The following is a 13,565-nucleotide window of genomic DNA, read 5'->3' as shown; positions in this document are numbered from 1 at the left end:
TCGGGTATTTTCGCGTGTTTAGATTGCCGGTTTCTTGAAGGCTCGTCACGACAACGAGCCTTCAAACTGTATCGCATTTATGCCTGCGGAAGACGTGCGATGACCTTGATCTCGAAATCGAAGCCTGCGAGCCAGTTGACGCCGACGGCGGTCCAGCTTGGATAGGGCTTTGTATCGAAATTCCTGTCCTTCACGGCGAGGATGGTTTCGAACTGCTTTTCGGGATCGGTGTGGAAGGTCGTAACGTCGATGACGTCATCCAGCGTTGCGCCTGCTGCACCGAGGACGGCCTTCAGATTTTCGAATGCGCGCGCCACCTGCGCGTCGAATTCCGGTTCTGGCGAGCCGTCTTCACGGCTGCCGACCTGGCCGGAAACGAACAGCAAGTCGCCCGAGCGGATGGCGGCGGAGTATTTGTGATTGTCATAAAGGGCATGTCGGCCCGGTGGAAAGACTGCGTCGCGCTTGGTCATGTCATGTCTCCTTGAATGACGGCAACAGGTCATCGCTTCGGCCAATGCTTGCCGAACTCCATTCCTATTGCTTTGCGTTCCGGACGTTTTATATACGTTCCGTATGCCAAATATGGTTCATACGCTGCGTATGTCAATAAGCATACGCAGCGTATGTTAATCTCGGAGTGATGAAGATGGTCGCGAAAACACGCGCGCAGATGGTGGAAGAAACGCGCGCGAAGCTTATACTGGCCGGACGAAAAGCTTTCGCGACAAAAGGTTACGCTGCCTCGTCAATGGACGATCTGACAGCCGAAGCGGGCCTGACGCGTGGTGCGCTCTATCACAATTTCGGGGATAAGAAGGGTCTCTTACAGGCAGTCATCGACCAGATCGACGGCGAAATGCTAGAGCGAATGCGCGTCGTTCAAGATGCTGCCGATACGCCTTGGGCCGGGCTGATGGCGGAAAGCATGGCCTATATCGAAATGGCGCTCGAACCGGAGATTCAGCGCATCATGCTGCTGGATGGACCGGCTGTGCTTGGCGACCCGGCGAAGTGGCCGAACCAGACGGCGTGCCTGAGGCGCATCGAGAAGACAATGCAGGACCTGATCGATGACGGTACGTTGAAGCCGATGGACGCCAAAGCTGCGACATGGCTTTTGAACGGCGCGGTGCTGAATGCAGCACTTTGGATCGCAGCAGCGGAGGAGCCGAAAGCGGCATTCTCAAAAGCCGCAGATGCTTTCAGGCATCTCGCATCCGGCCTTCTGGCAAACAGGAAAGACTGACCGACAATTAAGATGGACGGCAAGCCGTCCATCATGCCTTGGAATGATCAGCGCAGCGCGCCAACCAGAACGTCGCGACCGTCCTCGATGGAAACCCAGCGACCCGAGTTGAAGGACGCCTGACGCTTCAGATAGGTATAGTTGGTGTCGGTCCAGAGCTTCACGTCGTTCGACAGATTGTCGAGGATGAAGTCGCCATCGCTGGTGCGCAGCGTCAGAACCGCATGGCCCTCGCCATCTGGCTTGCGGACAACGGTGATCAGCAGGTCGGAAACGGCAAAGCCCTTTTCGATCAGCTTCTTGCGCTTCAGCAGAACGAAGTCTTCGCAGTCACCAGCGGTTTTCGGATATTCCCAATACTCGTCCTTGCCATAGACTTCCTGGTCCGTCATGGCGACGATCGTGGTGTTGACCTCGGTATTGATATCGCGGACCACCGTCCAGCCATATTCCGTGACGCGCGGCGGGGGTGTCAATTTGCTGCGAATGTCGCATTCGGACGCGTAACGCTGGCAAAACTCGTAATGGCCAATAGGCTGAGAGGTGATGCCTCCGGTAACCATGGCTGGGCTACCCTTATTCTCTGCCTGCACGGAGGCCGCAGAAAGTAGTCCGGCCGCAACTGCTACAAGCAGAGCACGCGCCCGCGGTGCGTTCATCATGAAACCCGTCCCTAAAAGTCTTAACGAAGTGTTAAGAGAAAGAGGGGTCGGGTGTCAATCGGAACTCTGGTTCGATGAATGCAAGATGAATAATATGGTTAAGAGCGTTGCCGATTTGCCTATGAAATAAGGCCTCTGACCGCAGATAGTATACGATCTATATCCTGTGGGCGCGAGAGGCGGTGGTCGCCATCGCGGATGAGGCTGAGGACGACATCGTCAGCGGGCAGGTGCTCCACCAGTCTCAGAGCGTGCTGATATGGCACATCTTCGTCACGCATTCCCTGAAGGATATGCACCGGGCAACCGGTTTCGATCACGCCTTTAAGTACGAGGTTCTGTCGACCGTCTTCCAGAAGGTCTCGGGTGAAGATGTTCGGCTCGGGGCTATATTCGGACGGCTCCTCGAAATAACCGCGTTCGATGAGCGACGTCTTTTCCGCGTCGGAAAGGTTCGGCTCGATCAGTTCGGCGGTAAAGTCCGGTGCGGGCGCAATCAGGACGAGACCGGTAACGGAAGGACCGTTTTCCTGTGCGCGCAACTCCTCGATCAGTCTCAGCGCAATCCACCCGCCCATGGAAGAGCCGATCAGGATCACCCGTTTCGGCGCCTTGTATTTCAGGACTGCAAGCGCTTCTTCCAGCCAGCGCGAAATCGTGCCTTTGGCGAAATCGCCCTTCGATGCTCCGTGGCCGGAGTAATCCAGCCGAATGCAGGAGAGGCCGACCTCATCGGCAAAACGGTCGAGTTCGACAGCCTTGGTGCCTGTCATGTCCGAACGATAACCGCCAAGCCAGACGAGTGCGGGCCGGTCATCCTGCAATTTCGCAGGGCGTGACAGGATGGCGATTTCACGGGCGGCTTCGCCGGTGCCGACCGCTATATACTCTATGTTTTGCTCAGCCTTAGTCATGTCATTCTCCTGCTTTTTCTCCCCTCTGTAGAACAGATTCGTAAAAACCACGACAGGAGGTGATTTTTTTGCTGGGACGTGCTATTGACTTCGCGGCGGCATTCACGACATTTCCGCCATTTGCACCGACAAGCTGTTTTTGCCGACGCGATCCCGAAACAGATCAGGAGAATACGACCATTCGCAGACCGTTCAAAGCCGATGCCCCCGTTAAGGAAGGCCCGCGCTCAAACAGGGAAATCAGAATTCCCAAAGTTCAGCTGATTGATGAAGAAGGCCAGAACCTCGGCGTGATGCCGACGGATCAGGCGCTAAAGATGGCGGAAGAGGCCGGTCTTGATCTTGTCGAGATTTCGCCGAACGCAGAACCGCCTGTTTGCAAGATTCTCGATCTCGGTAAGCTGAAATACTCGACCCAGAAAAAAGCGGCCGAAGCGCGCAAGAAGCAGAAGATCGTCGAAGTCAAAGAAATCAAGATGCGTCCGAACATCGACACCCATGACTATGAGGTGAAGATGAAGGCGATGAACCGTTTCTTCGATGAGGGCGACAAGGTAAAGGTGACGCTGAAGTTCCGTGGCCGTGAAATGGCCCACCAGGAACTCGGCATGAAGCTTCTTCTGCAGGTTAAGGAAGACACCCTGGCCATTGCCAAGGTTGAAGCCGAGCCCAAGCTCGAAGGCCGTCAGATGATGATGGTGCTTGCACCCAAGGCATAAGCGGGGGCGCGCTTATGCGCGTTTCCAGCTGGGGTTTCCCATTCTCGCAGGGGAAGTTTTTCTTCCCCGTTGCGCTTTTTATCAACTGCGGTTATAAGCGCGCGTCCGAACGGTCCGGCAGGGCATGCCGTGGCCGTTCCTGAATAGCTTGAAACAGGCTTCGTCTGCCTGTTTCGATACAAAATAACGGAGTAGCAAAATGCCCAAGATGAAGACGAAATCCGCTGCAAAGAAGCGGTTCAAGATCACTGGCACCGGCAAGGTTCTCGCAGCTGCCGCCGGTAAGCGCCACGGCATGATCAAGCGTTCCAACAAGTTCATTCGCGACGCGCGCGGAACCATGGTTCTGGCCGAAGCTGACGGCAAAAAGGTCGTCAAGAACTACCTGCCGAACGGTCTCTAAGACTTTTCCGCATTTTTGGACACTTTAAGGAGATCATGACATGGCACGCGTAAAACGTGGCGTAACTTCCCGCGCCAAGCACACCAAGACACTCAAGGCAGCCAAGGGCTTCTACGGCCGTCGCAAGAACACCATCCGCGCAGCTAAGGCAGCGGTGGATCGTTCCAAGCAGTACGCTTACCGCGACCGCAAGGTCAACAAGCGCAACTTCCGCGCTCTGTGGATCCAGCGTATCAACGCTGCTGTTCGCGAATTCGGCCTGACCTATGGCCGCTTCATCGACGGCCTGAACAAGGCTGGCATCGAAGTCGACCGTAAGGTTCTGTCCGACATGGCTATCCATGAGCCGGCAGCTTTCGGCGCTCTCGTAGACGCCGCGAAGAAGGCTCTTGAGTACCTCAAGGATGCAGGTACGGCCAACGAGTTTGAATCCGCTGTAAAGTAATTACGGCGCGGACAAATTGTTGTTCATTTGAAACCCGCGCCGGGCAACCGGTGCGGGTTTTGCTTTTGATGGCACCCAGAGCATCGCGTGCCATTTGAGGCGCACAATGCGCTACCCGACAGGAAGAGAATGCTGCAATCCGCCGATCCGACAGAGAGGGAGAAAGGCTTCCACGTCCATCTTGAGGACGCGGATATTGCTGCGCTCATGCAGACCCTTCTGACGAGCGACCGTCGCATTCAGCAATTGCAGCTTTCCGTCGGTTCGGTCTGGATCAAGCGGCAGGGAACGGAAAAAGCGCCGTGGTGGGTGAAGTTGCAGGCCTTCCTGGCCTCTCTGCTTCCATACAAGTTTCTCAAACCCTCCCCCATTCTCAAGCCGAACGAAATGATGGCGCGCGAAAAGCGCAGGATGATCGAATTCGCTCAGGCGGGATTTGCCGTTCCCGAAATCATCTACGCTTCAGAAACCGCAATCGTGCTTTCCGATGTCGGTCCTACTGTTCAGCGGACTTTGAAGATGTTTAAGGGGCAGGAAAGCAATGCCCACGATCCTCTTCTCGTCGATGCCGCCGCAGCGATTGGAAGCCTCCACGCCGCAGGTCTGTGTCATGGCAGGCCGCATGTGAGGGACTTCTTCATACGGGATGGCCAGATCGGCTTCATGGATTTCGAGGAAGAGCCGCAGTCCGTCATGCCGCTGGCCACAGCGCAGGCACGGGATATCTGGCTGCTGTTCCTGCCGCTGACGACGCTTGCCAAGGATGCCGAAATGACACTTCCTGCCGCCTATAATGCATGGGCTTCTCGTGCTCCGGCAGCGGCAATCGCGGAATTGCGTCGATTGGTGCATGTCCTTGGCCGATTTTTGCCGCTCGCCCGGTTGATTGGGCGCGTGCAGATGGGTAGTGATCTGCGACGCTTTATCTTGGCGACCGACTTTCTAAAGAATGCTGTTAAAACCGAAGCCGCTGGTAAGACACCCGGCGAGGCAGGAAAAGATGACTGAACTGGACACTTTGAAATCGCAACTGATGTCGGACATCGCCGCAGCCGGAGATGAGGCCGCTATCGAGGCCGTGCGTGTATCTGCGCTGGGCAAGAAGGGCTCCGTTTCCGAACTTCTGAAGACGCTCGGCACCATGACGCCGGAAGAACGCCAGACGCGTGGTGCGGCGATCAACCAGTTGAAGAACGAGGTGACGGACGTCATCACGGCGCGCAAGACGGAGCTCAAGGACGCCGCTATCGACGCGCGTTTGAAGGCCGAGACGCTCGATGTCAGCCTGCCCGTTCGCCAGTCTCCGGCAGAGCGCGGTCGCATCCATCCGATCAGCCAGATCGTCGACGAGATCACCGCGATCTTCGCCGATATGGGCTTCTCCATTGCCGAAGGCCCGGATATCGAAACCGATTACTATAACTTCACCGCACTGAATTTCCCCGAGGGACATCCGGCGCGTGAAATGCACGACACGTTCTTCTTCCAGCCGGATGAAAAGGGTGAGCGGAAGGTTCTGCGCACCCACACGTCGCCGGTTCAGATCCGCACGATGGAAGCGCAGAAGCCACCGATCCGCATCGTCATTCCCGGCAAGACCTATCGTCAGGATAGCGACGCGACGCATTCGCCCATGTTCCATCAGGTCGAAGGCCTCGTCATCGACAAGAAGGCGCATGTCGGCAATCTGCGCTGGATCCTGGAAGAGTTCTGCAAGACCTTCTTCGAGGTCGACAGTGTCGTCATGCGCTTCCGCCCGTCCTTCTTCCCCTTCACGGAGCCAAGCTTCGAGGTGGATATCCAGTGCGACCGCTCCGGCCCGATCGTGAAGTTCGGCGAAGGCAAGGACTGGATGGAAATCCTCGGCTGCGGCATGGTGCACCCAAATGTGCTGCGCGCTGGCGGGCTGGACCCGGATGAATATCAGGGCTTTGCCTGGGGCATGGGCCTCGACCGCATCGCCATGCTGAAATACGGCATGCCGGACCTGCGCGATTTCTTCAACGCCGATGTCCGATGGATGAACCATTACGGCTTCCGTCCGCTGGACATGCCGACTTTGTTTGGCGGTCTGAGCAGCTAAACATGCCGACCTTATTGATCTGGCAAGGGTACAAGTTCCGGTTCTACTCTTCAGATGGAGGGGAGCCACCCCATGTCCACATCGTCAAGGATAAGCGGTCGGCTAAAGTGTGGCTCATCAACATGGAAATCGCCTATAATCACGGGTATAATAACCGCGAAGTTGCGGAGTTTCTGGCTAAGATAGATGAAAGCCGCGCCGATTGGATGGAGAAGTGGAATGAGTTCTTTGGAATTTGAAACCGAGGAAATGTCACCCGTCGCTGCCGAGTGCGACGCTTACTTCGTCTATGTGACCTTGGCAGACGGGCGGCAAATCCGTGCCCCGCTTTGGTGGTATCCGTTTTTGAGCAACGCTGCACCGGAGCAACGAACGAATGTCGAGTTGCAGTTTTCGGGCGTTTGGTGGCCAGACATGGATGATGGCGTTTCCGTGAAATCGATGCTTCTTGGTTGGAAAGCACCAGGTGCCAAGGCGCCGTCAAAAGCTGCGTGACCTGTAGGATCGCATTTACTTGAGATCGCCGGTCCAGAAGAGAAAATACCGTTAGGAATAGACACAAATGAAATTCACACTCTCCTGGCTGAAAGAGCATCTCGATACGGATGCGTCTCTGGACCAGATTTGCGAGCGCCTGACCGCGATTGGTCTCGAAGTCGAAGATGTAGATGACAAGGCGGCGTACAAGCCGTTCGTTATCGCCAAGGTCCTGTCGGCTGAAAAGCATCCCGAGGCGGACCGCCTGAAGGTTCTGTCCGTTGATGCAGGTGACGGCAAGCCGGTGCAGATCGTCTGTGGTGCGCCGAATGCACGCGCCGGTCTCGTCGGCGCGCTGGCGCGTCCGGGCACCTATGTTCCGGGCATCGATGTCACGCTGTCGGTCGGCAAAATCCGCGGTGTCGAAAGCCATGGCATGATGTGCTCCGAGAAGGAGCTGAACATTTCCGACAGCCATGACGGTATCATCGACCTGCCGGAAGATGCTCCTGTCGGTACGTCCTTCGCATCCTATGCCGGTCTGGATGATCCTGTCATCGAGATCAACCTGACGCCGAACCGTCCCGACTGCACCTCGATCTATGGCATCGCCCGCGATCTCGCTGCCTCCGGTCTCGGCAAGCTGAAGACCAAGGCTGCGCCGAGCTTCAAGGTCGAAGGCGCAACGCCTGTCGACGTGAAGCTGGAATTGGACGATCCGGCGCTCTGCCCCGGCTTTTCGCTGCGCATCGTGCGCGGCGTGAAAAACGGCCCGAGCCCGAAGTGGATGCAGCAGCGCCTGATGGCCATCGGCCTTCGCCCCATCAATGCGCTGGTGGACATCACCAATTACATGACCTTCGATCAGGGTCGCCCGATGCACGTCTTCGACGCGGCAAAGGTCAAGGGCGATCTCACGGTTCGCCGTGCGCAGGACGGTGAAACCGTTCTGGCGCTCGACCAGCGTGAGTACAAGCTCGGCCCGAACAACGTTGTCATTTCCGACGACAACGGCGTCGAATCCATTGGCGGCGTCATGGGCGGCGAGCATTCCGGCTGCGACGAAAGCACGGTCGATGTGCTGATCGAATCCGCTTTGTGGGACCCGATCAACATTGCCAAGACCGGCCGTTCGCTCGGTATCATCACAGATGCGCGCTACCGCTTTGAGCGCGGCGTCGATCCAGACTATATGGTGCCGGGCCTCCAGCGCACGACGGAACTGGTGCTGGAGCTTTGCGGCGGTGTTGCCGGTGAAGCGAAGGTTGTCGGTTACAAGGGCTTCGAACCGAAATGGATCGATTTCCCGCTGTCCGAAGTGAAGCGCCTGACAGGTATCGATATTTCCGCTGAGGAAAGCCTTTCCATCCTCAAGAGTCTCGGCTTTGGCGTGGAAGGTTCGGGCGAACGCGTCTCCGTCTCGGTTCCATCGTGGCGTCCTGATGTGGATGGCAAAGCCGATCTCGTGGAAGAAGTCATGCGCATCCATGGCGTCGATAATATCAAGCCGGAACCGCTGGAAAGCTTCGGTGCCGTCAATGGTCGTATTCTGACGACGCTGCAAATTCGTACGCGCATTGCGCGCCGCGCGCTCGCAAGCCGTGGTATGCTGGAAGCCGTAACCTGGTCATTCATTCCCGAAGCGCAGGCCAAGCTTTTCGGCGGTGGTTCGTCCGCGCTGAAGCTTGCGAACCCCATCGCTGCCGACATGTCCGATATGCGGCCTTCGCTTCTGCCGGGCCTTTTGACGGCGGCGCAGCGCAATGCCGACAAGGGCTACGGCGATGTCGCGATCTTCGAGGTTTCCGGAACCTATGAAGGTGACACCCCGGAAGCGCAGCGTCGCGTGGCTGGTGGCGTTCGCCGTGGAACGGCATCGCTTGCCGGTTCCGGTCGCATGTGGTCCAATGCTGCCAAGGGTGGCGGCAAGGCGGTCGATGTCTATGATGCCAAGGCCGATGCTCTGGCCGTGATCGAAGCCTGCGGCCTGCCGATGGCGAACGTCCAAATCGAAGCCGGTGCCCCTGGCTGGTACCATCCTGGACGCTCCGGCACGATCAAGATGGGACCGAAGGTCATCCTCGGCTATTTCGGCGAGTTTCATCCGAAGACGCTTGGTGAACTCGACGTTTCCGGTGCTTATTGCGGCTTCGAAATCTATCTCGACGCCATGGCGGAACCGAAGAAGAAGGCAACACGCACCAAGCCAGCGCTTGAGCTTTCGCCTTTCCAGGCGGTGAAGCGCGATTTCGCATTCGTGGTCGACAAGTCTGTTGAAGCGGGCGCGATCATCAAGGCCGCGACGAGTGCCGACCGAAAGCTGGTCACGGGCGTTAATGTCTTCGACGTCTTCGAAGGTGTATCGCTGGGTGAAAACAAGAAGTCGGTTGCCATCGAGGTCCAAATCCAGCCGCTCGATAAAACGTTGACGGACGAGGATTTCGAAGCGCTGACGGCGAAGATCGTTGGCAATGTCGAGAAAACGACCGGTGGCGTTCTGCGCGCTTAAGCCAGTTTCATTGGCTTTATAAGAAATGAGACCCGCCTCACGAGGCGGGTTTTTTATTAACGAAAACTAAACATCGCATCAAAGCTACCTGAGCGTGTCATTTTGCTGAAAGGGTCTGTTTCAAGCTGAAATACCATGTCCAGGTTGCTCTCCATCCGGGTTTCGGTACTATGCCGCAAGCGGCACGGAGGCCGCCCGGAGGAGGTTTTATGACTATGCGACTTTTCAAACGCCGCGCAGCACTCATGCTGGCAGCGTCGGCTGCAGCTATCCTGTCCATGAATGGAGTTGCCAGCGCCCAGACCTATCCTGAGCGACCGATTACACTTGTCGTGCCGTTTGCCGCTGGCGGCTCCACGGATGTCGTTGCGCGCGTGATTGCGCAGAAAATGGGCGAGGGGCTGGGTCAACAGATCGTTGTCGAAAATATTGCAGGCGCAGGCGGCAATCTGGGGGCAGACCGCGTGGCACGCGCCGAGCCAGATGGCTACACGATCTTGATGGGTACGGTCGCGACACACGCGCTCAACCCCTTGATCCTCAAGACCAAGCCTTATGATCCGGAAAAGGATTTCGCACCGGTTTCGCTGCTCGTGGTGGTGCCCAATGTACTGGTCGTAAACCCGCAGCTTCCGGTGAATAATGTCGCGGAGCTTGTCGCACTTTTGAAGGCCGAGCCGGAGAAACATGCCTATGCCTCATCCGGCAACGGCACGCCGCTTCACCTTTCGGGAGAGTTGTTCAAAAGCATGGCGGGTGTCGACATGCAGCATGTGCCCTACAAAGGTTCGGGCCCTGCCTTAAATGATCTTCTGGGCAACCAGATATCGATCATGTTCGATAACTTGCCGTCCTCTTCCGGTCACATCAAGTCGGGCACATTGAAGGCGTTGGGCGTCACGACGGCGGAGCGCGCTTCCTCCTTCCCGGATGTTCCGACCATTGCCGAAACGGTACCAGGCTATGAAACCTACACCTGGAACGCTCTTTTTGCACCGGCGGGGACGCCGGATGAAGCAGTCAACAAGCTCAACGAGGCGGCAAAGAAGGCACTTGCCGATCCGGGTGTTGCCGGACGCATGGCGGAGTTTAGCGCAAAGATCGTGGCATCTTCGCCGGAAGAACTGAAAACCCATGTGTCGGAAGAAATCGCCAAATGGGCTCCGGTGGTAAAGGACGCGAACGTCCAGATGGACTGATGGCATTTCAAAACTCACCGCGTCTCGTGGGACGACGCGGTGGGGCGCCTTAGAGCGACACGGTGATGCCGCCATCCACATAAAGCACGTGACCGTTGACGAAGGAGGACGCGTCGGACGCAAGAAAGATGCAGGCACCGACGAGTTCTTCCACATTGCCCCAGCGCCCGGCGGGTGTGCGCTTTTGCAGCCAATCGGTAAAATTCGGGTCGGCAACAAGAGCGGCATTCAAAGGCGTATCGAAATAACCGGGCGCGATGGCATTGCATTGCAGGCCATGCCTGGCCCAGTCGGTGGCCATGCCCTTGGTCAGATTGGCAACCGCGCCTTTGGTGGTTGTGTAGGGCGCGATTCCGGGCCGGGCGAGTGCGGATTGCACGCTGGCAATGTTGACGATCTTTCCCTTTCCGCGCTGTATCATGTGACGTGCGACCGCCTGACCGACATTGAAGACGGTCGAAATATTGGCTCTCAGAAGTGTCTCGAAGGCCTGCGCAGGAAATTCCTCCAGCGGCGCCCGGTGCTGCATACCGGCATTGTTGACCAGAACGTCGATCGGGCCATGCTCGCTTTCAAAACCATCGACAGCTGCTTTCACACCGTCATAATCCGTTGCATCGAAGGCCAGAAACGTCGCGCCGTCGATTTCCTTCGTAGCGGCCTCAAGCTTGGCCTTGTCTCTTCCGTTCAGCACGACCTTTGCGCCTGCGGCTGCAAGCCCGCGCGCCAATGCAAAGCCGATGCCTTGAGAAGACCCGGTGATCAGTGCGGTCTTGCCGGATAAAATTGAATAGTTGAACGGACATGTCTCCTCCTCATATGCGATTCCAACAGACCTTAGCCGCACAGGCGCGAAGGGCAAAGGCTGCATATAAACATCTCACTAGGACTGCCGAGAAAAGAAGCAAAATTTTATCAAACGATAAAATTTTTATCGTTTGATAAAATAATTGAAGCGCCGATATACCAGACCTATTGATTTCATTTGCATTTTCAGAGTGGCACGAAAGCTGCTTCCATTCCCTCAAAAGGTTCAACCAAGGGAACAGAACTGGAGGATGAAATGGAAATTGGTGTTTTCATTCCAATCGGAAACAATGGCTGGCTGCTTTCGGAAAACTCGCCCCAATACAAGCCGAGCTTTCAGCTGAACAAGGAAATCACGCTGAAGGCCGAGAAATACGGTTTCGATTTTGCGCTGTCCATGATCAAGCTGCGGGGCTTCGGGGGCAAGACGGAGTTCTGGGATTATAATCTGGAGTCCTTCACCCTCATGGCCGGTCTTGCGGCGGTCACGTCCAAGATAAAGCTCTTCGCCACGGCGGCAACCATTGTTATGCCTCCGGCCATTGTCGCGCGCATGGCAACGACAATCGACAGCATCTCCGGCGGCCGCTTCGGCGTTAATCTGGTAACGGGATGGCAGCGACCGGAATACAGCCAGATGGGACTGTGGCCGGGAGATGATTATTTCGGCGACCGTTACGAATATCTCGGGGAATATACGACGGTTTTGCAGGAATTGCTGACCGAGGGTCAGTCTGACCTGAAGGGCAAATATTTCACCATGGATGACTGCCGCATGAAGCCTGTGCCGGAAGGGCATGTGAAGCTTATCTGCGCTGGTTCATCCGACAAGGGCATGGCGTTTTCGGCGAAATTTGCCGATTACAGTTTCTGCTTCGGCGTGGGCGTCAACACGCCAAAGGCATTCGCACCAACGAATGAGCGGCTTTTGGCGGCAACCGAAAAGACCGGGCGCGATGTGAAATCCTTCGTGCTGACAATGGTGATTGCCGAGGAGAAAGCCGAAGACGCGTGGGCCAAATGGGAGCATTACAAGGCCGGTGCCGATCAGGAGGCCATCAAGTGGCTCGGCCTGCAAAGCGCTGTCGATACGAAATCGGGCTCCGATACCAATGTCCGCCACATGTCCAATCCGGTTTCCGCGGTCAACATTAACATGGGTACGCTGATCGGTTCCTATGAGGAAGTGGCGGCGATGCTGGATGAGATGGCGGAGGTGCCGGGAACCGGCGGCGCAATGCTCACCTTCGATGATTTCCTTGAGGGTGTGGAAAAGTTCGGCAAGTTCGTTCAGCCGCTGATGAAAAGCCGCGCTCACATAAAGCCGGCGCTGGAGGCTGCGGAATGAGCGATACCATCGTTGCAGGTTACACGGCTCCCAAGAGCCGTTCGGAAAGCGTAACACTCCCCGCCCGCCCCGAACCGATTTCGCTGAAACCATCCGAGACCGCAGTCGTGGTGGTGGATATGCAGAACGCCTATTCCACCGAAGGCGGATATGTCGATCTGGCGGGGTTCGATATTTCGGGCGCGAAATCCACCATTTCCAACATCAAAAAGACGCTGGATGCGGCGCGAGCCGCAGGCGTTCTCGTCGTCTATTTCCAGAATGGCTGGGATAAGGACTATGTCGAGGCAGGTGGTCCGGGTTCGCCGAACTGGCATAAATCCAACGCGCTGAAGCATATGCGCGCCAACCCGGAGCATCAGGGCAAGCTTCTGGCGAAGGGGACATGGGATTATGCCATCGTGGATGAGTTGCAGCCACAGCCGGGCGATATTCTGGTGCCAAAGACCCGCTATAGCGGCTTTTTCAACACCAATATGGATAGCGTTTTGCGCGCGCGGGGCATCCGCAATCTGGTCTTCGTCGGCATTGCCACCAATGTCTGCGTCGAAAGCTCGCTGCGCGATGCCTTTCACCTCGAATATTTTGGCGTGATGCTGGAAGACGCGACGCATCATCTGGGGCCGGAATTCATTCAGCAGGCCACCGTCTACAATGTCGAAAAGTTCTTCGGCTGGGTGGCGACGGTCAATGATTTCTGTGCCGTCATCTCTCAGGCTGCGCCGGTTGAAGACTAGCAATTTTTACAGA

The 13,565-nt window shown here is 56.6% G+C and carries 16 protein-coding genes; 12 read left to right on the top strand and 4 right to left on the bottom strand.

From position 1 onward, the window contains the following. Positions 1–77: 77 nt before the first annotated feature. On the bottom strand, positions 78–473 hold the full coding sequence (locus CFBP5473_RS19155) for a RidA family protein (RefSeq protein WP_027674717.1): 396 nt from the start codon (positions 471–473) through the stop codon (positions 78–80). A gap of 176 nt (positions 474–649) precedes the next feature. On the opposite strand from CFBP5473_RS19155, the gene CFBP5473_RS19150 reads away from it, so the two are divergent. Next, positions 650–1,249, top strand: coding sequence for a TetR/AcrR family transcriptional regulator (locus tag CFBP5473_RS19150; protein ID WP_027674718.1), 600 nt, complete (start codon positions 650–652; stop codon positions 1,247–1,249). 47 nt (positions 1,250–1,296) lie between these two features. Here the strand turns inward: CFBP5473_RS19150 and CFBP5473_RS19145 are convergent, their stop codons facing one another. Together CFBP5473_RS19145 and CFBP5473_RS19140 are read right to left on the bottom strand one after the other, a co-directional pair. Then, a complete protein-coding gene (locus CFBP5473_RS19145; protein WP_027674719.1) occupies positions 1,297–1,911 on the bottom strand; it encodes a transglutaminase-like cysteine peptidase in 615 nt (204 codons plus the stop codon). Between the two features lie 119 nt (positions 1,912–2,030). Next, the gene (locus CFBP5473_RS19140; RefSeq protein WP_027674720.1) at positions 2,031–2,825 is read right to left on the bottom strand and encodes an alpha/beta hydrolase; all 795 of its coding nucleotides are present in this window, start codon (positions 2,823–2,825) and stop codon (positions 2,031–2,033) included. 179 nt (positions 2,826–3,004) lie between these two features. Here CFBP5473_RS19140 and infC point away from each other — a divergent pair, with 179 nt between their 5' ends. The 9 genes from infC (at position 3,005) to CFBP5473_RS19095 (ending at position 10,660) form a co-directional block, all read left to right on the top strand. Continuing rightward, a complete protein-coding gene (gene infC / locus CFBP5473_RS19135) occupies positions 3,005–3,544 on the top strand; it encodes a translation initiation factor IF-3 (RefSeq protein ID WP_027674721.1) in 540 nt (179 codons plus the stop codon). 199 nt (positions 3,545–3,743) lie between these two features. Beyond that, complete coding sequence (gene rpmI / locus CFBP5473_RS19130; RefSeq protein WP_027674722.1) at positions 3,744–3,947, top strand: 50S ribosomal protein L35; 204 nt, start codon at positions 3,744–3,746, stop codon at positions 3,945–3,947. A 40-nt stretch (positions 3,948–3,987) separates the two neighbouring features. Beyond that, positions 3,988–4,392, top strand: a complete 405-nt coding sequence (gene rplT / locus CFBP5473_RS19125) for a 50S ribosomal protein L20 (protein ID WP_027674723.1) — start codon at positions 3,988–3,990, stop codon at positions 4,390–4,392. A gap of 129 nt (positions 4,393–4,521) precedes the next feature. Next, the gene (locus tag CFBP5473_RS19120) at positions 4,522–5,400 is read left to right on the top strand and encodes a BUD32 family EKC/KEOPS complex subunit (RefSeq protein ID WP_027674724.1); all 879 of its coding nucleotides are present in this window, start codon (positions 4,522–4,524) and stop codon (positions 5,398–5,400) included. After that, positions 5,393–6,475 (top strand): phenylalanine--tRNA ligase subunit alpha, encoded by a 1,083-nt coding sequence (gene pheS, locus CFBP5473_RS19115; protein WP_027674725.1) that lies wholly within the window; start codon positions 5,393–5,395, stop codon positions 6,473–6,475. The genes CFBP5473_RS19120 and pheS overlap by 8 nt, the downstream gene beginning before the upstream one ends. A gap of 2 nt (positions 6,476–6,477) precedes the next feature. Beyond that, positions 6,478–6,714 (top strand): DUF4160 domain-containing protein, encoded by a 237-nt coding sequence (locus CFBP5473_RS19110; protein ID WP_027674726.1) that lies wholly within the window; start codon positions 6,478–6,480, stop codon positions 6,712–6,714. Then, positions 6,695–6,970 (top strand): DUF2442 domain-containing protein, encoded by a 276-nt coding sequence (locus CFBP5473_RS19105; RefSeq protein ID WP_027674727.1) that lies wholly within the window; start codon positions 6,695–6,697, stop codon positions 6,968–6,970. The genes CFBP5473_RS19110 and CFBP5473_RS19105 overlap by 20 nt, the downstream gene beginning before the upstream one ends. A 67-nt stretch (positions 6,971–7,037) precedes the next feature. Next, entirely contained in the window at positions 7,038–9,461 is a 2,424-nt protein-coding gene (gene pheT / locus CFBP5473_RS19100) for a phenylalanine--tRNA ligase subunit beta (protein WP_027674728.1), read from the top strand. 209 nt (positions 9,462–9,670) lie between these two features. Continuing rightward, complete coding sequence (locus CFBP5473_RS19095; protein ID WP_027674729.1) at positions 9,671–10,660, top strand: Bug family tripartite tricarboxylate transporter substrate binding protein; 990 nt, start codon at positions 9,671–9,673, stop codon at positions 10,658–10,660. Positions 10,661–10,709: 49 nt separating this feature from the next. On the opposite strand, the gene CFBP5473_RS19090 is transcribed toward CFBP5473_RS19095, so the two are convergent. Beyond that, positions 10,710–11,531, bottom strand: coding sequence for an SDR family oxidoreductase (locus CFBP5473_RS19090; protein ID WP_084631553.1), 822 nt, complete (start codon positions 11,529–11,531; stop codon positions 10,710–10,712). A gap of 192 nt (positions 11,532–11,723) precedes the next feature. Here CFBP5473_RS19090 and rutA point away from each other — a divergent pair, with 192 nt between their 5' ends. Both rutA and rutB read left to right on the top strand, forming a co-directional pair. Beyond that, a complete protein-coding gene (rutA, locus tag CFBP5473_RS19085) occupies positions 11,724–12,815 on the top strand; it encodes a pyrimidine utilization protein A (RefSeq protein ID WP_027674731.1) in 1,092 nt (363 codons plus the stop codon). Then, complete coding sequence (gene rutB / locus CFBP5473_RS19080; protein ID WP_027674732.1) at positions 12,812–13,552, top strand: pyrimidine utilization protein B; 741 nt, start codon at positions 12,812–12,814, stop codon at positions 13,550–13,552. The genes rutA and rutB overlap by 4 nt, the downstream gene beginning before the upstream one ends. Positions 13,553–13,565: the final 13 nt, after the last annotated feature.

The organism is Agrobacterium larrymoorei (genome assembly GCF_005145045.1).
Classification (GTDB): domain Bacteria; phylum Pseudomonadota; class Alphaproteobacteria; order Rhizobiales; family Rhizobiaceae; genus Agrobacterium; species Agrobacterium larrymoorei.
Note: the sequence above shows the minus strand (reverse complement) of the source record. Positions and strands in the feature narration are given on the sequence as shown.

Excerpts from the sequence above, each read along its gene's own strand:
- CFBP5473_RS19155 (WP_027674717.1), bottom strand. The coding sequence starts at position 473 with ATGACCAAGCGCGACGCAGTCTTTCCACCGGGCCGACATGCCCTTTAT.
- CFBP5473_RS19150 (WP_027674718.1), top strand. The coding sequence starts at position 650 with ATGGTCGCGAAAACACGCGCGCAGATGGTGGAAGAAACGCGCGCGAAG.
- CFBP5473_RS19145 (WP_027674719.1), bottom strand. The coding sequence starts at position 1,911 with ATGATGAACGCACCGCGGGCGCGTGCTCTGCTTGTAGCAGTTGCGGCC.
- CFBP5473_RS19140 (WP_027674720.1), bottom strand. The coding sequence starts at position 2,825 with ATGACTAAGGCTGAGCAAAACATAGAGTATATAGCGGTCGGCACCGGC.
- rpmI (WP_027674722.1), top strand. The coding sequence starts at position 3,744 with ATGCCCAAGATGAAGACGAAATCCGCTGCAAAGAAGCGGTTCAAGATC.
- rplT (WP_027674723.1), top strand. The coding sequence starts at position 3,988 with ATGGCACGCGTAAAACGTGGCGTAACTTCCCGCGCCAAGCACACCAAG.
- CFBP5473_RS19120 (WP_027674724.1), top strand. The coding sequence starts at position 4,522 with ATGCTGCAATCCGCCGATCCGACAGAGAGGGAGAAAGGCTTCCACGTC.
- pheS (WP_027674725.1), top strand. The coding sequence starts at position 5,393 with ATGACTGAACTGGACACTTTGAAATCGCAACTGATGTCGGACATCGCC.
- CFBP5473_RS19110 (WP_027674726.1), top strand. The coding sequence starts at position 6,478 with ATGCCGACCTTATTGATCTGGCAAGGGTACAAGTTCCGGTTCTACTCT.
- CFBP5473_RS19105 (WP_027674727.1), top strand. The coding sequence starts at position 6,695 with ATGAGTTCTTTGGAATTTGAAACCGAGGAAATGTCACCCGTCGCTGCC.
- pheT (WP_027674728.1), top strand. The coding sequence starts at position 7,038 with ATGAAATTCACACTCTCCTGGCTGAAAGAGCATCTCGATACGGATGCG.
- CFBP5473_RS19095 (WP_027674729.1), top strand. The coding sequence starts at position 9,671 with ATGACTATGCGACTTTTCAAACGCCGCGCAGCACTCATGCTGGCAGCG.
- CFBP5473_RS19090 (WP_084631553.1), bottom strand. The coding sequence starts at position 11,531 with ATGCAGCCTTTGCCCTTCGCGCCTGTGCGGCTAAGGTCTGTTGGAATC.
- rutA (WP_027674731.1), top strand. The coding sequence starts at position 11,724 with ATGGAAATTGGTGTTTTCATTCCAATCGGAAACAATGGCTGGCTGCTT.
- rutB (WP_027674732.1), top strand. The coding sequence starts at position 12,812 with ATGAGCGATACCATCGTTGCAGGTTACACGGCTCCCAAGAGCCGTTCG.